Source organism: Plantibacter sp. (genome assembly GCF_059073635.1).
Genome location: NZ_JCACOF010000001.1, coordinates 249105 through 267083, shown reverse-complemented (window position 1 = coordinate 267083; position 17979 = coordinate 249105). Strand labels below are relative to the sequence as shown.

20 protein-coding genes are annotated in these 17979 nt (G+C 70.1%); 10 read left to right on the top strand and 10 right to left on the bottom strand.

Translation table 11 applies throughout. The annotated features are described in order from the left end of the window. Nucleotides 1-131: 131 nt before the first annotated feature. Both AC5JOC_RS01245 and AC5JOC_RS01240 read left to right on the top strand, forming a co-directional pair. The gene (locus tag AC5JOC_RS01245; RefSeq protein ID WP_079705033.1) at nt 132-794 is read left to right on the top strand and encodes a response regulator transcription factor; all 663 of its coding nucleotides are present in this window, start codon (nt 132-134) and stop codon (nt 792-794) included. Beyond that, the gene (locus tag AC5JOC_RS01240) at nt 794-2128 is read left to right on the top strand and encodes a sensor histidine kinase (RefSeq protein ID WP_494244925.1); all 1335 of its coding nucleotides are present in this window, start codon (nt 794-796) and stop codon (nt 2126-2128) included. The genes AC5JOC_RS01245 and AC5JOC_RS01240 overlap by 1 nt, the downstream gene beginning before the upstream one ends. On the opposite strand, the gene pnuC is transcribed toward AC5JOC_RS01240, so the two are convergent. Continuing rightward, nucleotides 2059-2724 carry a nicotinamide riboside transporter PnuC gene (gene pnuC, locus AC5JOC_RS01235; RefSeq protein ID WP_079705035.1) on the bottom strand — a complete coding sequence of 222 codons (666 nt, stop codon included), beginning with the start codon at nt 2722-2724 and terminating at the stop codon, nt 2059-2061. The genes AC5JOC_RS01240 and pnuC overlap by 70 nt on opposite strands. A 138-nt stretch (nt 2725-2862) precedes the next feature. Continuing rightward, nucleotides 2863-3549, bottom strand: a complete 687-nt coding sequence (locus AC5JOC_RS01230; protein ID WP_064294165.1) for a GntR family transcriptional regulator — start codon at nt 3547-3549, stop codon at nt 2863-2865. 181 nt (nt 3550-3730) lie between these two features. On the opposite strand from AC5JOC_RS01230, the gene AC5JOC_RS01225 reads away from it, so the two are divergent. Continuing rightward, nucleotides 3731-4171: a GntR family transcriptional regulator gene (locus AC5JOC_RS01225; protein WP_079705036.1), complete on the top strand. Its 441-nt coding sequence runs from the start codon at nt 3731-3733 to the stop codon at nt 4169-4171. 264 nt (nt 4172-4435) lie between these two features. Here AC5JOC_RS01225 and purL read toward each other — a convergent pair whose 3' ends face one another. Then, nucleotides 4436-6769, bottom strand: coding sequence for a phosphoribosylformylglycinamidine synthase subunit PurL (purL, locus tag AC5JOC_RS01220; protein ID WP_192004514.1), 2334 nt, complete (start codon nt 6767-6769; stop codon nt 4436-4438). Nucleotides 6770-7010: 241 nt separating this feature from the next. Here purL and AC5JOC_RS01215 point away from each other — a divergent pair, with 241 nt between their 5' ends. The 6 genes from AC5JOC_RS01215 to AC5JOC_RS01190 all read left to right on the top strand — a co-directional run bounded on the left by AC5JOC_RS01215 (nt 7011) and on the right by AC5JOC_RS01190 (nt 9659). After that, nucleotides 7011-7469, top strand: a complete 459-nt coding sequence (locus AC5JOC_RS01215; RefSeq protein ID WP_079001390.1) for an Asp23/Gls24 family envelope stress response protein — start codon at nt 7011-7013, stop codon at nt 7467-7469. Then, the gene (locus AC5JOC_RS01210; RefSeq protein WP_056008790.1) at nt 7466-7657 is read left to right on the top strand and encodes a DUF2273 domain-containing protein; all 192 of its coding nucleotides are present in this window, start codon (nt 7466-7468) and stop codon (nt 7655-7657) included. The genes AC5JOC_RS01215 and AC5JOC_RS01210 overlap by 4 nt, the downstream gene beginning before the upstream one ends. After that, the gene (locus tag AC5JOC_RS01205; protein WP_079705038.1) at nt 7654-8067 is read left to right on the top strand and encodes a hypothetical protein; all 414 of its coding nucleotides are present in this window, start codon (nt 7654-7656) and stop codon (nt 8065-8067) included. Before AC5JOC_RS01210 ends, AC5JOC_RS01205 begins: the two co-directional genes overlap by 4 nt. Then, nucleotides 8064-8669 carry an Asp23/Gls24 family envelope stress response protein gene (locus AC5JOC_RS01200; protein ID WP_137242342.1) on the top strand — a complete coding sequence of 202 codons (606 nt, stop codon included), beginning with the start codon at nt 8064-8066 and terminating at the stop codon, nt 8667-8669. The genes AC5JOC_RS01205 and AC5JOC_RS01200 overlap by 4 nt, the downstream gene beginning before the upstream one ends. Next, complete coding sequence (locus AC5JOC_RS01195; RefSeq protein WP_494244922.1) at nt 8666-9289, top strand: hypothetical protein; 624 nt, start codon at nt 8666-8668, stop codon at nt 9287-9289. Before AC5JOC_RS01200 ends, AC5JOC_RS01195 begins: the two co-directional genes overlap by 4 nt. A gap of 151 nt (nt 9290-9440) precedes the next feature. Further along, complete coding sequence (locus tag AC5JOC_RS01190; protein ID WP_064294172.1) at nt 9441-9659, top strand: hypothetical protein; 219 nt, start codon at nt 9441-9443, stop codon at nt 9657-9659. Between the two features lie 75 nt (nt 9660-9734). On the opposite strand, the gene AC5JOC_RS01185 is transcribed toward AC5JOC_RS01190, so the two are convergent. The 5 genes from AC5JOC_RS01185 to AC5JOC_RS01165 all read right to left on the bottom strand — a co-directional run bounded on the left by AC5JOC_RS01185 (nt 9735) and on the right by AC5JOC_RS01165 (nt 15153). Further along, a complete protein-coding gene (locus AC5JOC_RS01185; protein WP_274598595.1) occupies nt 9735-10511 on the bottom strand; it encodes an amino acid ABC transporter ATP-binding protein in 777 nt (258 codons plus the stop codon). Continuing rightward, the gene (locus AC5JOC_RS01180; protein ID WP_079705041.1) at nt 10508-11479 is read right to left on the bottom strand and encodes an amino acid ABC transporter permease; all 972 of its coding nucleotides are present in this window, start codon (nt 11477-11479) and stop codon (nt 10508-10510) included. Before AC5JOC_RS01180 ends, AC5JOC_RS01185 begins: the two co-directional genes overlap by 4 nt. 2 nt (nt 11480-11481) lie before the next feature. Beyond that, entirely contained in the window at nt 11482-12261 is a 780-nt protein-coding gene (locus AC5JOC_RS01175; protein WP_494244920.1) for an ABC transporter substrate-binding protein, read from the bottom strand. Between the two features lie 116 nt (nt 12262-12377). Beyond that, nucleotides 12378-14009, bottom strand: a complete 1632-nt coding sequence (locus tag AC5JOC_RS01170; protein WP_494244918.1) for an amidohydrolase — start codon at nt 14007-14009, stop codon at nt 12378-12380. Nucleotides 14010-14295: 286 nt separating this feature from the next. Next, the gene (locus tag AC5JOC_RS01165; RefSeq protein ID WP_494244917.1) at nt 14296-15153 is read right to left on the bottom strand and encodes an SDR family oxidoreductase; all 858 of its coding nucleotides are present in this window, start codon (nt 15151-15153) and stop codon (nt 14296-14298) included. A 116-nt stretch (nt 15154-15269) separates the two neighbouring features. On the opposite strand from AC5JOC_RS01165, the gene AC5JOC_RS01160 reads away from it, so the two are divergent. Continuing rightward, on the top strand, nt 15270-15641 hold the full coding sequence (locus AC5JOC_RS01160) for a winged helix-turn-helix transcriptional regulator (protein WP_064294176.1): 372 nt from the start codon (nt 15270-15272) through the stop codon (nt 15639-15641). Here AC5JOC_RS01160 and AC5JOC_RS01155 read toward each other — a convergent pair. After that, entirely contained in the window at nt 15638-16891 is a 1254-nt protein-coding gene (locus tag AC5JOC_RS01155) for a four-carbon acid sugar kinase family protein (RefSeq protein ID WP_494244915.1), read from the bottom strand. The two genes, AC5JOC_RS01160 and AC5JOC_RS01155, sit on opposite strands and share 4 nt — an antisense overlap. Nucleotides 16892-16994: 103 nt before the next feature. Further along, on the bottom strand, nt 16995-17903 hold the full coding sequence (locus tag AC5JOC_RS01150) for an NAD(P)-dependent oxidoreductase (RefSeq protein WP_494244913.1): 909 nt from the start codon (nt 17901-17903) through the stop codon (nt 16995-16997). Nucleotides 17904-17979: the final 76 nt, after the last annotated feature.

Genomic DNA, 17979 nt, shown 5'->3' with positions numbered 1-17979 from the left:
TCGGGGCGTCAAGGAAAACGTTGACGTTCTCTGAACGTCTCGAACGGCACGATAGATAACCGACACTCGGGGGTTGCTCGATCAGCGTCCGTACGATCCCGGAGTCCCCACACCCCATCGAGAGGAACATCATGCGCGTCCTGGTTGCCGAGGACGAGGTCTACCTCGCCGAGGCGGTCCGAGCCGGTCTCCGGCAGGCGGCGATCGCCGCGGACGTCGTGCACGACGGCGACGCAGCGCTCGAGGCGCTCACGATCAACGACTACGACGTCCTGCTCCTCGACCGGGACCTGCCGGGCACCCACGGCGACGAGGTGTGCCGAACGGTGGTCGCCGAGCATCCCGGTGTCCGCGTCATGATGCTGACGGCGGCACGCCGACTCGACGACACCGTGTCCGGCCTCGGCCTCGGCGCCGACGACTACCTGGTGAAGCCGTTCGAGTTCCCGGAGCTCGTGGCCAGGCTCCGCGCGCTCGCCCGGCGCACGGCGGAGTCGCGCCCTCCGGTCCTCGAGCGTGCCGGAGTGCGAGTCGACCCGTTCCGGCGGGAGGTCTTCCGCGACGGCGTGTACGTGAAGCTGTCACGGAAGGAGTTCGCGGTCCTCGAGCAGCTGCTGCTCGCCGACGGCGGGGTCGTGAGCGCCGAGACCCTCCTCGAGAAGGCCTGGGACGAGAACGTCGACCCGTTCACGAACACCATCCGCGTGACCATCTCGAACCTCCGCCGACGCCTCGGCTCGCCGTGGGTGATCACGACCGTCCCGGGGGCGGGCTACCGGATCGAGGGCGACTGATGCCGCGTTCCGACGCAGCGGGGTTGCTCAGCCGCCCGAACCGCTTGACGGTGCGTCTGCGCTTGACGCTGACGTACGCGCTGCTGTTCACCGTCGCCGGCTCGATCATGCTCGCGCTCATCTACGCCTTCATGCGGTACGTCCCGACGTACGCGATCACCGCGGTGCGGGCCGACGAGGCCATGGACGGCGCGACCCGTTGGCGGGCGACCGCGCCGACCGAGGTCGCCGGGGCGGCCACCTACCAGCCGGCCGAGGGGCTGACCTCGGCGAACGGTACTGCGGCCCTCGTCGTCTCGGACCAGAGCGACATCCTGAACACGCTCCTCGTCTGGTCGCTCATCGTGCTCGTCGTCCTCGCGGCGGCGAGCGCGTGGGGTGGCTGGATCCTGTCGGGCCGGCTGCTGCGCCCGCTGCACGCGATCAACGTGGCCGCGCAGCGGGCGGCGACGGGATCCTTCGACCATCGGGTCGCCCTCGCCGGCCCGCGGGACGAGATCACCGACCTCTCCGACACCTTCGACCACATGCTCGAGCGGCTCGACCGGTCGTTCCGCGCCCACCAACGGTTCGCGGCGAACGCCTCGCACGAGCTGCGGACCCCGCTCGCGACGACCCAGGCGATGCTCGACGTCGCCGCGACCAGCGACGACCTCGACGACGACACCGTCAGGGGACTCATCGCCCGGCTCCGTGAGACGAACACGCGCAGCATCCAGACCGTCGAGGCCGTGCTCGACCTCGCCGACCTCGAGCACTCGGAGCTGCGGGGTGAGAACGTGGCACTCGGAGAGCTGGCTTCCGAGGCCTGCGTCGCCGCAGCCTCCGCGGCTCGAGCGCGCGGGATCGACTGCACGGCCGAGGTGCAGGACCTCGCGGTCTGGGGCGACGAGGCCATGCTGCACCAGCTGTGCGGGAACCTCCTGCAGAACGCCGTCCGGCACAACGTCGACGGTGGTTTCGTGCGGGTCTCGGTGCGCCGGTCGGGCGGTCCGGCGGGCGGCGCGGTGGTCCTCCGGGTCGAGAACTCCGGGGAGTCGATCCCGGTGGACGTGGTCGCGAGGCTCACCGAACCGTTCTACCGCGCCGGCGGCCGGGTCGCGCGGGGTCCGGAGCGGTCACGCGGGCTCGGACTCGCCATCGTGGAGAGCATCGCCGAGGTGCACGGGGCTGCGCTCGAGCTCGCCGCGCGGTCGGAGGGTGGGCTGGTGGTGACCGTCACGTTCCCGCCGAGCGGCCCGGACGCCGGCACCGAGGCGTCAGCTCAGCGCGACGTGGCGACGCGCTCGCCGCGGGCCCACACGAAGAAACCGGCGAGGGTGAACGCCCCGTAGAACAGGTACATCGACGCCGAGACCCAGTACCCGGCGCCGAACAGGAGCGGTACGCCGACGAGGTCGACCGCGACCCAGATGAGCCAGAACTCCACCCAGCGTTTCGCCATCCCCCAGGTCGCGAGCAGGGAGCCCATGAAGATCCACGCGTCGGCCCAGACCGGCTCGTAGGAACCGAGTGCCCGGAACACGGGGATCAGGAGCAGCGTGCCGCCGAGCAGGAGGCCGACGAGGACGAGCCGCACCCGCCAGCCGGCCCAGCGGGGCCGGATCACGGCGACCGGACCGGTCGTCGCCTCGACCCGCTCGACCCGTCGCCACTGCACCCAGCCGTAGATCGACACGACGATGAACATGAGCTGGCGGCCCGCCTGCCCCAGCAGGTTGGTCGGGTTCGGCGTGTGGAAGACCGCGCCGAGGAAGACGGTCAGGAGGAGTGCGTTGCCGATGATGCCGACGGGCCAGGCCCAGGCGCGGCGACGCATGCCGCCGAGGGCGCTCGCCAGGCCGAACAGGTTGCCGACGACCTCCCGCCAGAGGACCACCTGGTCGCCGACCCTGAACGTCGCGTCGAAGAGCCAGAGGAGGATCCCCACTGCAGTGCTCCGATCGGGTCCGTTGCCAGATGATGCGCGGTCACGCGACCGACGGTCCACCGTACAACGTGCAGAGCCGCCTCCCGATCGGGAGGCGGCTCTGTGACGCTCTGCGGCTCGATGGCCGCTGTTCGCCGGCTAGCTCGCGGCGGGCAGTCCTCCACCGGCGGCGATGACCTGCTCGAGGAAGGCGTCGGTGGCCTCGGCCTGCTTGCGCATGACGCGCTCGGCGTCCTCGGCGCTACGTGCCTCGGCGGCCGCGACCAGCCCGGTGACGTACGCGGCGAAGATGTCCCACTGGAAGAAGTCGATCGTCGGCAGCGAGGTGTAGGTCACCCGGGTGTTCATCTGACGGGCGACCTGCTGCAGCAGCGAGTTGCCCGAACGCTCGACCATGAAGTCGGCGAAGGCGGAGGACGACCGGAGGACGTGCTTGTCACGCGCTTCGATGTCCGCGAGCACGGCGTCGCCGAGTTCGCGGAACGCCGCGACGTCCTCGTCGGTGAACTGCGGGATGCTCCACCGCGCGCTGAGCTCGTGGAAGCCGTTCAGGAGGCGCAGTGCTTCGGCGTACTGCTCGGCGGTGGGCTTCGCGACGCGGGTGTACCGCTGCGGTGCGGTCTCGACCAGTCCGATGTCGGCGAGCTTGCTGATCGCTTCGCGGATCGGGGTCCTCGAGACGCCGAGCCACTTCTCGAGCTCTTCGTCGTTGAGGCGCTCGCCGGGCTCGAGGGTGCCGTCTTCGATCGCGGTCAGGAGCTGCTCGAAGACGATGTCGCGCAGGAGCTTCCGAGGGCTCGTCTCGACGGTTTTGGGAACAGGCATGGGACTCCGATCGTCGAGCTGGGATATGACCAGTTCAGAATACCGATATCCAAGGTGTGTTGGATAGTTTTGTGCCTCATGTGTTGGTGAACATGCCGGATGCACAGGTGCAGCCGGGTGCGCCGAGCCTTGCTATCCTGGCGCGCACGGCGTACCTCGGAGCGGCAGGAAGGTGGGACGCATGTCGGCGGATTCGACGGCCAGCAGGCCCCGCCATCGGCGGATCCATCTCTTCCAGACGCTCGGGGCGCTGCTGGGTGGCGTGACGCGGGTGACCGTGCCCGTCCTCGAGGACGCCGACCGAGCGGCGCTCGTCGCCGAGCTGGACGAGGTGTCGCGAGTGATCGGCTTGCAGGACCCGGTCGCCTACGCCGAGCTCTCGTGGCCGCTCATGGACCATCTCGTCGCCCTCTGCCCGAATCGCATCCTGGTCACGACCGCTCGCGACGCACTCGCGCTGCTGTCGCCGCAACTCGAGGTCACCGCCGACACCGACTGGCTCGATTGGCCGTCACTCGCGGTGGACTTCCCGATCCTCCGGGACGCGGTCGCGGAGGGGGACGCGATCGCTGCGGAACTGGCCGTGGAACGACTGTGGGGGATGGCCGCGACGCTTCCGTGAAGCATTCCAAATGCTGATATGCTGAAGTCGTCGCTTGCGACACCACTGCCGGAGACGCCGGTCAGGACATTCGGGTTCCTGGCTTGAGCGCCCGGTGGTGAGTCGGGTGGGTGGGTTTCGGGTATCCGCCCACCCGGCGATCTGATCCTCTGGCGACGGAGCGGCCACCTCGATGCAGCTCACGCGTCGGTGCCGCGCTGGCCGCTCCTGACACAGCACAGCCCCCACACCGTCGGGCGCAGGGGCTGTGTGCAGGCGGGTCGCTCAGCCGATGACCGGACCGAACCGCTCCGGGAGGACGCTTTTGGAGACGCGGCGCAGTTCGGAGACCGGGATGGTCAGGACGTCCTGGATCTCGAGGGCGGGCTCCGTCGCGTCGCCCACGGCGGAGGCGTCGGTCACGCCGATGCGCAGCACCGGGTAGCCGCGGCCCTCGCACAGGCCCTGGAACTTGACGTCGTCCTCGCGCGGCACGGACACGATGACGCGACCGGTCGACTCGGAGAAGAGCGCGGTCGTGAGGTCGACGCCGTCGCGGCTGAGCAGCTCACCGAGGAAGACCCGGGCACCGACACCGAAGCGCATGACGCTCTCCGCGAGCGCCTGAGCGAGACCACCGTCGGAGAGGTCGTGGGCGGAGGACACGAGGCCCTCCTTGGCAGCGGCGTGCAGCAGCTCGGCCAGCGTCTTCTCGCCGGCGAGGTCGACCTTCGGCGGCAGGCCACCGAGGTGGTCGTGGATCGTCCCGGCCCAGGCGGAGCCGTCGAGCTCGAGTGACGTGGTGCCGAGGAGGTAGAGGTTGTCGCCCTCGTCCTGCCATCCGCTCGGGATGCGGCGCGCGACGTCGTCGATCACGCCGAGGACGCCGACGACGGGCGTCGGGAAGATCGGGACGTCGCCCGTCTGGTTGTAGAACGACACGTTGCCGCCGGTGACCGGCACGCCGAGCTCGAGGCAGGCGTCCGACAGGCCGGCGACGGCCTCGGAGAACTGCCACATGACCTCGGGGTTCTCCGGCGAGCCGAAGTTCAGGCAGTCGGTGACGGCGGCCGGGACGGCACCGGTGACGGCGACGTTGCGGTAGGCCTCCGCGAGCGCGAGCTGCGCGCCCTGGCGCGGGTCGAGCTGGCAGTAGCGGCCGTTCGCGTCGGTCGCGATGGCGAAGCCGAGGCCGGACTCCTCGTCGACGCGGATCATGCCGCCGTCGTCGGGGAAGGACAGCGCCGTGTTGCCCATCACGTAGTAGTCGTACTGGTTGGTGATCCAGCTCTTGTCGGCGAGGTTCGCCGAGCCGAGGAGGGAGCGGAACTGCTGCTCCAGCTCGGCAGGGGCGTCGGTGCGGGGGAGGGCCGACGCGGAGTCGGCCTGCAGGGCGTCGATCCAGGTGGGGTAGGCGACCGGGCGCTCGTAGACCGGGCCGTCGACCGCGACGGTCGAGGGGTCGACGTTCACGATCTCCTCGCCGTGCCAGTTGATGACGAGGCGGCCGGTGTCGGTGACCTCACCGAGCACCGAGGTCTCGACGTCCCACTTGTCGGTGACGGCGAGGAAGGCGTCGAGCTTGCCCGGCTCGACGACGGCCATCATGCGCTCCTGCGACTCCGACATGAGGATCTCCTCGGGCGTCAGCGAGGGGTCGCGCAGCAGCACGTGCGACAGCTCGACGAACATGCCGCCGTCGCCGTTGGCCGCGAGCTCGCTCGTGGCGCAGGAGATGCCGGCGGCACCGAGGTCCTGGATGCCCTCGACGAGGCTGTCGCGGTAGAGCTCGAGGCAGCACTCGATGAGCACCTTCTCGGCGAACGGGTCGCCGACCTGGACGGCCGGACGCTTCGTCGGGCCGTTCGCGTCGAAGGAGTCGGACGCGAGGATGGAGGCGCCGCCGATGCCGTCGCCACCGGTGCGGGCACCGAAGAGGACGATCTTGTTGCCGACGCCCGAGGCGTTGGCGAGGCGGAGGTCCTCGTGACGCAGGACACCGACCGACAGGGCGTTGACGAGCGGGTTGCCCTGGTACACCTTGTCGAAGTAGGTCTCGCCGCCGATGTTCGGCAGGCCCAGGCAGTTGCCGTAGGAGGAGATGCCGGCGGTGACACCGTGCACGACGCGCGCGGTGTCGGGGTGGTCGATGTCGCCGAAGCGGAGCTGGTCCATGACGGCGACCGGTCGGGCGCCCATCGAGATGATGTCGCGGACGATGCCGCCGACGCCCGTGGCCGCACCCTGGAAGGGCTCGATGTAGGAGGGGTGGTTGTGGCTCTCGACCTTGAAGGTCACGGCCCAGCCCTCGCCGACGTCGATGACGCCGGCGTTCTCGCCCATGCCGACCATGAGGTTCTTCTTCATGTCGTCGGTGACCTTCTGGCCGAACTGACGCAGGTAGATCTTGCTGGACTTGTAGGAGCAGTGCTCGCTCCACATGACCGAGTACATGGCGAGCTCGCCGCTCGTGGGACGACGGCCGAGGATCTCGCGGATCTTCGCGTACTCGTCGGCCTTCAGGCCGAGGGCGCCGTAGGGCTGCTCGCGGTCCGGTGTCGCGACGGCGTTCTCGACGGTGTCGGCGACGGCGGAGCTGGTGGGGGTGGTGGTCGTCACGAGGGCAGGACTCCAAAGGAAGTGGTGGGATGCCGGACCCACCAATCTTAGCGGCGCGCGGCGACGAACAGATCCTCGGATGGGCGTCGGAGGTCGACGCCGATTCGTCACGGTGCGGTGCCTGATTCGCGGTCTCTTCACGAGCTTCGAGATCGACCGTGACGATCGGTGCGATGGTTGCGTCCTATCACCAACGAAGCGATCAACCGCTCGCTCGAGACGAACCAGGAAGGGCAACACCATGTCGAACACCACCAACTCCCCGAAGCCCACCGTCACGAAGGGTGTCGTCGGCGAGAACAACGCCGCCACGCAGACGAACACCCACGGCAAGACGGTCATCGACAACGGCGTGGTCGCGAAGATCGCCGGCATCGCAGCCCGCGAGGTCCGCGGCGTGCACGCCCTCGGTGGTGGCGCAGCCCGTGCCTTCGGTGCCATCCGCGACGCCATCGGCTCCTCCGACCTGTCGCAGGGCATCCGCGTCGAGGTCGGCGAGACCCAGGTCGCCGTCGACGTCGTGATCGTCGCCGACTACCCGGTCGACCTGCAGGCCGTCGCGAGCGAGGTCCGCGCCTCCATCATCCGCGCGATCGAGCAGTTCGTCGGCATGGAGGTCACCGAGGTCAACGTGACCGTCAGCGACGTCTTCATCCCGTCCGACGACGAGGACCAGAACGCCGAGGCGCGAGTCCAGTGACCGCCACCAACACCGGCATCCTGATCGGTGCCGTCCTCGCACTCAGCTGGGTGGCCTTCGGGTTCTGGGCGTTCGTGTTCGTCGCGGTCGCGATGGGGATCGGCGCCCTCGTGGCCCGCATCGTCACCGGCCAGACCGACCTGAACGCGATCGTCGACGCCGTCCGCGGGAAGCGCGTCTCGTCATGACCACCGCCGTCCTCGACCGGGGTGTCCCCTCGGTCGCCGAAGCTCCCGGCGTGCACCCGCACGGCGGGCCGGGCCGGACGCGGATCACCGCGAAGGCCCTCGAGCACGTCGCCGTGAACATCGCGGCCGAATCGCTCGGGGTCCCGGCGGGACGCGTGAAGGTCGAGCTCGCCGACGACCGGGGCGCACTCGCGCTCATCGTCACCTCGCCGATGCGTGCGATCCCACTGGCGCGCGTCTCGGCCACCCCCGACGCGCTCCAGCGCTCAGGGGGCTCCATCGTCGAGCGCGTCTCGGCCGCCACCGGTGCCATCGCCGCTCGCGTCGAGCAGTTGTCCGGTTCGAGCGTCTCGCGCGTCTCCATCCGCGTGAGCGGACTCGAGATCGACCAGGAAGGACGCGTGTCATGACCCCCACAGCCACGACCCCGGTCACCGGCCCGACGCGGGTGCTCCGGCGCCTGGCTCGCCGCGAACTGCACTCGCCGCGCTCGACCGCCGCGATCCTCCTCGCGGTCCTGCTCGTGCTCGTCGCGCTCTGGATCGCCGTGGAGACGGTGCTCGCCCTCATCGGCGTCCGCCCGCTCCTCGTCGCCCCGGGTGAGATCCCGGGAGCCGCGGCCAGCCTGCCGACGACGCAGCCCGTCATCCTCGCCGTCGCGGGCGCACTCGTGCTCCTGCTCGGGGTGGTCCTCATCGGGATCGCGCTCGGACCGGGGCGTCGTCACCGCCATCTGTTGTCGACCGGGCGCGTACTCGCGGTCGTCGATGACGAGGTCATCGCGTCGGCCCTCGCACAGCGCGCTTCGACGACGGCTGCCACGCATCCTGACGGCACCTCCGTGGCCGTCGGCCGGCGGAGCGCCGCGATCCGGATCACCCCCGCCAGCGGCATGCCCGTCGACCGGTCCGAGGTCGACCGCGCCGTCGCCGCCGACCTCGACGCGTTCGGCCTGCAGCCGTCGCTCCGGGCGACCACCTCCATCTCGTCGAACGGGAAGGTCGGACAGTGAACTCCACCAACCGCGGACTGAACCGTCTGCTCATCCTCCTCATCGGACTCGTGTTCGTCGTGATCGGGGCGGCGGCGCTCGCCGTCGTCACCGTGCCCGTCGTCGCCGACTGGTGGCGCGACAACCGTGACGCGGTGCTCGACACGATCGACGGCTGGTTCGCCTGGAACCCGTTCGCCGCTGTGCCCGGCGCGGACGCCGGACAGACGGCCCCGGTCCTCGTCCCGATCGCCGGGATCGTGCTGCTCGTGCTCGTCGCCGCCCTGCTCATCTCGTTCGTCCTGCGTCAGGGTCGTGGCCGTTCCGGCGTCGTGCATCGCGCGACCGTCGAGCACGGCGACATCGTGCTCGAGACGGACGTCGCGGCCAACGCGCTCGGCGATGCGCTCGACGACACCGAAGCGTTCTCATCCGTCCGCGTCTCCGCCTGGGACGTGAACCGGGCGCAGGCGCTCAAGGTCGCCGTCACCTGCCGGCGCGGCGTCTCGCCCCGCACGGCGGTGGAGACCGTCAGCACGGCGGTGGAGTCGCTCGACCGCCTGCTCGGCGTCGAGCTCCCCGTCCTCGTCGAGGTCGGTGGCGGCTTCCGCGCCGCCAAGCCGAAGCGCGTCCTCCAGTGACCGTCACTGATCCGGACGTGCCGGCGCAATTGCAAGCCCCCGTCCGAATCGGCTGATCCGCAGCCGCGCGTCGCAGAATGCCAGTGTCGCGGGAAGAACCATCGGGACACATCAACGCCCCACGGCGATCCGTGGGAGAGGGAGCAACACCATGGGTAAGAAGATCCTCCTCATCATCGTCGGCCTCATCGCCTTCGGTGCCTACACGCTCGGCGCGAAGGCCGGACGCACCCGGTACCGCGAGATCAAGCACGCCGCAGAAGAGTTCTGGAACGACCCTCGCGTCGAGAAGGCGCGCAAGAAGGCCGTGAAGAACGCGAAGAAGGCCACGGCGAAGGCCCAGAAGGAAGTCCAGAAGAAGCTGCACTGAGCCCCTTCGCCCGCCCGTCCTCGGGTGGAACGCGGCCCGCTCGCCCAGGTCTGGGGGAGCGGGCCGCGTTCGTGCTCACAACACCTTCGAGAGGAACGCCCGCGTCCTGGCGTGCTGCGGGTTGGCGAGCACCTCGCGAGGTGCTCCCGTCTCCACGACGACGCCGCCGTCCATGAACACGAGTGAGTCGGCCACCTCCCGGGCGAACCCCATCTCGTGCGTGACGACGATCATCGTCATGCCGTCCTTCGCGAGTCCCTTCATGACGTCGAGGACCTCGCCGACCAGCTCCGGGTCGAGTGCCGAGGTCGGCTCGTCGAACAGCATGAGCTTCGGGTCCATCGCGAGGGCCCGCGCGATCGCGACCCGCTGCTGCTGACCGCCCGACAGGTGACCGGGGTACGCAGCCGCCTTGTCGCTCAGACCGACCCGGTCCAGGAGTTCCCGGCCGCGCTGCTCGGCGACCGCGCGCCGTTGGCCCTTCACCTGCATGGGTGCCTCGATGATGTTCTCGAGCGCCGTCATGTGGGGGAACAGGTTGAACCGCTGGAACACCATGCCGATGTCGCGCCGCTGCTTCGCCGCCTCCTTGGGCTTCAACTCGTAGAGCTTGTCGCCCCGCTCGCGGTATCCGATGAGGTCACCCTCGACGAGCAACCGTCCGCCGTCGACCCGCTCCAGGTGGTTGATGCAGCGCAGGAAGGTCGACTTGCCGGAGCCCGACGGCCCGACCAGGCACATCACCTCGCCGCGTCGTACCGTGAGCGAGATGTCCTTGAGGACCGTGTTCGAGCCGAAGGACTTCACCACGCCCTCCGCGCGGACCATGTCGGTCGTGTCCGTGATCGTCATCGTCGTTCTCCGCTCTCGCCGTCGGCAGGACTCTGCTTGGCGCGCGCCTCGGCCTCCTGGACCTGGATGGCCTCGGTCGTGACCGGTGCCCCCGCGTCGATCCGGGTGAGCCCGCGCGCGAACCGCTTCTCCAGGAAGTACTGACCCACCATCAGGATCGAGGTGAACAGCAGGTACCAGAGCGACGCGACGATGAGCAGCGGGATCGGGTTGAACGTCTCGGACGAGATGTCCCGCGACCTCGTGTAGAGCTCCTGCGTGAACGGGACGGCCGTCACGAGCGAGGTGGTCTTGAGCATCGAGATCACCTCGTTGCCCGTCGGCGGGATGATGATCCGCATCGACTGCGGCAGGATGACCCGCCGCATCGTCTGCGCCCAACTCATCCCGAGCGCCGTCGACGCCTCCTCCTGTCCGCGGTCCACCGACAGCAGACCGGCGCGCACGATCTCCGACATGTAGGCGGCCTCGTTGAGCGCCAGCCCGATGACGGCGATCCAGAACGTGTTCAGCGCGGCGTCCGTCGGCAGCTGCGCGATCGGCGGGAGGAACGGCAGGCCGATGTTGAGCGTCGGATAGATCGTCGCGAGCAGGCCCCAGAAGACCAGCTGCACGTAGACCGGCGTCCCGCGGAACAGCCAGACGAAGCCCCATGCGATGGCCTTGAGCACCGGGTTCGGCGACAGTCGCATGATCGCGAGCACGACGCCGAGGACGATGGCGCCGATCATCGAGTACACCGTCAGCTGCAGCGTGATGAGCGCTGCCATGGTGATCCGCCGGTCGAAGACGTACTTGCCGACGGCCGGCCAGTCGTACGCCGGTCGCGTCGCCGCGTCGACCACGAAGGCGACGAGCAACAGCACGATGATGACGGCGAACACGTTCCGCCACGGATGGCGGAGCTTGACGACCTTCAACGGCACCGGGGGCGCGGACGCCGTTCCGGTGGTTCTGGAGTCGCTCACGGTCAGCTCGTCGCGCCGTTGATGTCGATCTTGTCGATGGCGCCGGACTCGACGCCCCACTTGCTCAGGATCGAGCCGTAGGTGCCGTCGTCCATGAGGGACTGCAGGGCGGCCTGGAGGGCCTTGCCGAGGTCGCCACGGTCCTTGGCGATCGGCATGCCGTAGAGGAACGTCGAGTAGACGTCACCGGAGAGTTCGAGCTTCCCGTCGCTCTGCTGGACGGCGTACTGCACGACCGGGGAGTCGGCGGTCATCGCGTCGGCGCGGCCGAGCGTGACCGCTGCCGTCGCCTCGTCCTGCGTGTCGTAGCCGAGGGCCTCGATCGCGGGCTTGCCGGCGTCCGTGCAGGCCTGTGACTTGGCGGGGACGTCGTCGAGGGCCTCCGTCGTGCCGTTCTGGACGGCGACCTTCAGCCCACAGGCGTTGTCGGGGTCGACGGACTTGCCCGCGAGGGTCGCCCACTGGATCCCGGCCGTGAAGTAGTCGACCATGTCGACCTGCTGCTGACGCTCCTTGGTGTCGAAGAAGGACGACAGCCCGACGTCGTACTTGCCACCGGTGATGCTCGGGATGATGTTGTCGAACTTCGCCACCTGGTAGTCGGTGGTGAGGCCGAGCTTGCCGGCCATCGCGTCGGCGAGCTCGATCTCCCACCCGATCGGGTCGCCGTTCGCGTCCTTGAACTCGTTGGGCGCGTAGGTCGCGTCGGTGCCGAGGATGAGCTTGCCGGCCTGACGGATGTCGTCGGGGAGCAGGGCCTCGGCGGCCTTGTCGACGGTCACCGCGGCAGCTGGAGCCGGTGGCGTCGGGTGTGGCGACCTCGTTGTTGACGCAGCCGGTGAGCAGCAGCGCGGCGGCGGCCGTGAGTGCGGCCGGGAGCAGGTATCGGTTCTTCATGTCAGGTTCCTTGCTCGGTTGATGTGGTGGTGGAGGTGAAGACGCGGCGTCCGGCGATCCAGGTCCCGACGGTCCTGGTGTGCGCGATCTCGGTGGTGGGGCCGGCGAACGGGTCGCGATCGACGAGGACGAGGTCTGCGACGGCGCCGACCTCGATCACTCCGGTGTCGTCGCGGTGGTCGATCCGGTTGGACCCGTGCGTGTACGCGGCGATCGCCGCTCCGAGCGTCAGCGACTGTCCCGGGTTGAGCGGTTCGGGGTGGTGGTCGGGATCGTCGGCCGGCAGCGTCCGGTTGACCGCCACATGCAGGGCCTGCCACGGGTCGGGGGTCGTGACGGGCCAGTCCGATCCGGCGCAGAGCAGGGTGCCGAGTCGTGCCGCATCGCCGAACGGATACTGCCAGGAGGCGCGTTCCTCGCCGAGCAGGGGCAGGTTCAGCTCGACCATCTGGGGCTCCCACGTGGCCCAGAGCGCCTGCATGTTCATCGTGACGCCGAGTCGGGCGAACCGCGGCAGGTCGTCGGGGTGGACGATCTGCACGTGCGCGATGTGGTGCCGGTTGTCGCTCTCGCCGTTGCGCTCCCGCGCGGCCTCGAGGGCGTCGAGGCACTCGCGGACCGCCCGGTCGCCGATCGCGTGGAAGTGGACCTGGAATCCGGCGGCGTCGAGCCTCGTGACCGCTTCGACGAGGATCGCGGGCTCCAGGAAGGAGATGCCGCGCTCGGGCGCGGTGTCGCCGCAGTGGCAGGTGCGGAGGTAGGGGTCGATCATCGCGGCGGTCCGGTTCTCGGGGATGCCGTCCTGCATGATCTTGACGGTGCCCGCCGTGAAGCGCCCGGTCGTCGTCCCGAGGGCTGCGGCGCGGCGTGCGATCGCGTCGCGGCGTGCGATGAGTTCGTCGATCTGCTCGAGTCCACGATCCCGGTCCCACCAGAGCGCCCCCACGACGTCGCTGGTGAGTGACCCGTCCGCCATCGCCTGCAGGTAGGCGTCGCTCGTGTCGGTGTGGCTGCCGTAGTCGCCGACGATCGCGTCCTGCCAGCCGGTGACGCCGAAGCCGTGGAGGGTCTGCTGGGCTGCGACGAGGGCGGCCGCGACGTCCTCATCGGTGTCGACGGGGACGAACCGGGACACGAGCGAGCGGGCACCCTCGTGGAGCATGCCGTTCGGGGTGCCGTCCGCGTCCCGCTCGATCCGGCCGTCGGCGGGGTCCGGTGTGGTGTGGTCGATGCCGGCGAGACGGAGTGCCGCGGTGTTCACCCAGGCGCCGTGGTGGTCGCGGTTCTGGAGGAAGACGGGGCGGTCCGGCACCACCCGGTCGAGGTCAGCGGCGAGCGGGGTGCCGCCGGGGAAGGCGGCCTGTTGCCAGCCGCCGCCGACGATCCACGGGCGCTCGGGGTGGGCCTCGGCGTAGGCGGCGATCGTGGCGAGGTACTCCTCGGGTGTGCGCTCGGCCGACAGGTCGCACGCGAGCTGTTCGAGTCCGGCCTCGATCGGGGTGGACGTGCGCGTCGACGAAGCCGGGGAGCAGGAGACCGCCTCGGAGGTCCACGATCTCGGTGTCGGGACCGATCGCCGCGCGCGCGTCGGCGTCGAGGGCGACGATCCGGCCGTCGGAGACGGCGACGGCACCGGTCTGCGGCGTGAGCAGGGCGTTCCGGAAGACGGTGCCTCCGGTGAAGACCGTGTCCGCGTTGCTCGTCATATCACCTGCTCGAAGCGTCGGTGGTGCCGTCTGGCCGGCGCGTCATCCTCGGCGCGCTAGCGGTATCGAGAGCATAACCCGGATCGAGGTGACGGATTCGTGCGTCGGATCGCGTTTCTGCAACGGATTCCTCCAGCCGTGGCGTCAGCGCACGCGAACGGGCCCGGAGCATGTGCTCCGGGCCCGGCTGATTGCAGGAGGTGTGGACGCGGCTCAGGCGACGAGCGTGCGCAGTCCTTCGATCAGGGGCGTGGTCGGACGCCCGATCAGCCGACCGAGGTCGCCGCTCGTGTCGGCGAGGAGCCCGTCACGGGTGTTGCCGTCGAGGGCGACGACGAATCCCGCGGTGCCCTCATCGAGACCGGCGGCCAGCAGGGCCTTCAGGTGGTCCTCGGGGGAGAGGTCCTGGTACACGACCTCGCGGCCGACGACCTCGCCGATCGCCTGCGCCAGCTCGTTGTGCGACCACGCGACGTCGCCGGCGAGCTCGTAGGCCTTGCCCTCGTGTCCGTCGGTGGTGAGGACGACGGCGGCCGCCTCCGCGTAGTCGGTACGCGACGCGCTCGACACGAGACCGTCGCCGACGCTCCCGACGAACGATCCGGTCGCCTTGGCCTGGTCGACGGACTGGCCGTAGTTCTCGGTGTACCAGCCGTTGCGGAGGATGGTGAAGGGGAGGCCGGACGCGTGGATGAGCTCCTCGGTCGCCTTGTGCTCGGGGGCGAGGATCAGCGGGGAGGTGTCGGCCCGGAGCGCGCTCGTGTAGACGAGGCGGGCGACGCCGGCGCGCTTGGCGGCGTCGATGACCGCGGCGTGCTGGGCGACGCGCTGGCCGACCTCGCTGCTGGAGACGAGCAGGACCGTGTCGCCGGCCTCGAGGGCGGCGTCGAGGGTGGCCGGGTCGGCGAAGTCGACCTTCGCGGTGCGGACGCCCTGCGCGGCGAGATCGGCGAGCGCCTCGGTCCGGCGGCCGGTGGCGACGATGGTGGCGGGGTCGGTGCCGCGGGCGAGCAGGTGCTCGACGACGAGGTGGCCGAGCTGGCCGGTGGCTCCGGTGACGACGAGAGACATGTGAGGGTCCTTTCGATGGGGTTCGCTGAGGAGGAACCCGCTTCCGATCACATTACTTCCCGATCTGCAGTACCCACTTTGAGGTAAGCTACTGTCCGATAAGTAAGGAATGAGTCATGACAAGCGTAGACACGCAGCTGGGAAGACGCCCCGGATTCACCGACGGCATCCTGCCTGCCGCCTGCCCCTCGCGCACGGTGCTCGACCACGTGACCAGCAAGTGGGGCGTCCTCGTCCTCCTGGCGCTGTCCGACGGCACCCATCGCTGGGGTGAGCTGCGACGGGTGGTCCAGGGCATCAGCGAGAAGATGCTGGCCCAGACGCTCCGCACGCTCGAGGAGGACGGCCTCGTCGTCCGCGTCGCGCACCCCGAGATCCCGCCTCGCGTCGAGTACAGCCTGAGCGACCGGGGTCGCGACCTCAACGAGCACCTGATGCCCTTGATGGCGTGGATCGACCACAACGCGTCGGAGATCCTCGGACGCTAGGCGGTCCGGCCGAGCGCTGCAAGGACGTCCACGAGCGTCGACGGGTCGCCGACGTTCCCCGGGACGACCACGTAGAGCTTCTCCTCGTCCTCGGGTGTCACCACGCTCCACACCGAGACCCCGGGCAGCACCTGTCCGAGGACGCGTGCGCGCCTGGCGCCGAGTCCGACCCGGGCGACCTCGGCGGAGGTGATGCCGCCCTTCGACACGACGACCTCCACCGATCCTCGGAGCGCAGCGGTCGCCGACGTCAGTGCGATCATCACCCGCTCGCCGTGGTCGAGCGTGTTGTGCGAGGCGTCCCGTTCCCGCTCGGACGAGATCGCGGCGAACCCCGTCGCGGCGAGTCTCGCTCGAGCGGCCTCCGCCACGGCCCGTCCGGTGGCGACGGCATCCTGGAGGGCGTCGCTCGTGGGGACGATCTCGGCGGGGCCGAACGCCGCCTCGACGGGCGCGAGCTGTCGCGTCGCACCGATGGTGTGGGAGCCGCAGACGAGGAGCGCGGCGACCGGCTCCGCGACGAGCGGCGAGGGGAGGAGGCCGTCGCTCTCGACGCCCGCGATGGCCGCAGCGAGGGGTGACGCGGACCGGACGACCACGTCGGCTCCGTCGGCCCAGGCCGCCGTGATGGCCTGCGCGATGATCCGGACGTCGTCTCCCGTCTCCGCGTCCGGAAGGAGCACCGTTCCGGGAGCGGCGTCACGGAGAGCTGCACGGAACTCGGCGGCGCCGTCGCGGAGACCCGCCAGACCGAAGTGGGCGGCCTCCCGCCCGGACTGCTCGCGCACGTAGTCCGGCAGGTGTCCCGAGCGGAACGGGAACACGGGGTCCTGGGCGTACTCCGTCTCGTGGGCCGGCAGTGTCTCGTCACCGATCCGGACGTAGTGGGTGCCGTCGATCGTCGTGCGCCCGCCCTCCGGGAAGGCCGGGACGAACACGATGACGCTGCGGTCCCCGGTGAAGACGGCGGTCTCGGCGAACACGTGCCCGCGCAGGGTCGAGTCACCTCGGAGGACGATGTGGATGCGTTCTCCGAGACGACGGCCGGCCTCCGCCGCCTGCTCGCGGGTGCGTTCCAGGAGCGCGACGGCCTCGTCCTCCGGGACGGCGCGGGTGTTGGTGAGCAGGTAGACCGCGTCGGCTCCGCCGAGGGCCTGCTCGATGAGGTCGGCGTCCCACTCCAGCAGGACGTCGACGCCGGAGGCCGACTGCGTGCCGGTGGGGTCGTCGTCGAGGATGAGGGTCTTCATGCGTGGGTCTCCTGGGTGGTGGAACGTGCGGCTCCGAGGGGCTGGGGCGTCATGCGTGGGGCTCCTGGGCGGTGCGACGTGCCGTCGTCGAGGATCAGGGTCTTCATGCGTGCGTCTCCTGGCGGGGGTGGCCGGCATCCTGGTAGGTCTCGATCACTCGGGAGTCGTCGCGTGCGCCGAGGCCGGACGCCGCAGCGGCGAGGAAGCGTTCGCGCGCTGCGTCGAGGACGGGGGTCGCGGCTCCGGCGGCGCTCGCCGCATCGGCGACGAGGCCGGTGTCCTTGACGAAGATGTCGACGCGGCTCATCACCGGGGCATCGGTGTCCTGCAGCATGCGGGGTCCGCGGTCCGACAGCATCCAGGACGCGGCTGCACCGGACTCGACGAGGGGGAGGACGGCCGCCGGGTCGAGGCCGAGCGAGGATGCGAGGGCGAGGGCTTCGGCGGCAGCGGCGATGTGCACGGCGCAGAGGTGCTGGTTGACGACCTTGATCGCCTGGCCGTCGCCGATGGCTTCGCCGACGATCCTGGCGGTGCCGAGGGCGGCGAGCGGCTCCGTTGCGGCCGCGGTGGCGGCGGGGGATCCGGAAACGAACATGGTGAGCTCGCCGGTGCTGGCGCGTGCCACGCCGCCGGTGACCGGGGCGTCGACGACCGCTGCGCCCGCGGCTTCGAGACGGGCGGCCTGCTCGACGACGGAGGCGGGGCCGACGGTGCTCATGATGATCCAGGTCTGGCCGGAGGGATCGGTGGCGGCGAGGGCGAGGGTGACGAGTTCGGCGAGCTGGTCGGGCGTCGCGACCATGACCACGACGGTGTCGGCCTGCGGCGCCTCGGTGATCGACTCGACCGCGCTGATGCCGGCGGCGGCCGCGCGTTCCCGTGCGGCGGGGAAGGGGTCGACGCCCGTGACCCGGTGGCCGGCCGCGGCGAGCTGGGTGGCCATCGGCAGGCCGATCGCGCCGATGCCGACGAAGGTGATGGTGTGTGCGGGCTGTGGCGTCGATGCCATGGCGTCCTCCGGTGGATTGGTTGGACCAATCGTAGCTGCCGGTGTCGACGCGGGCAAGCGCCCGGTGGTGGACGCC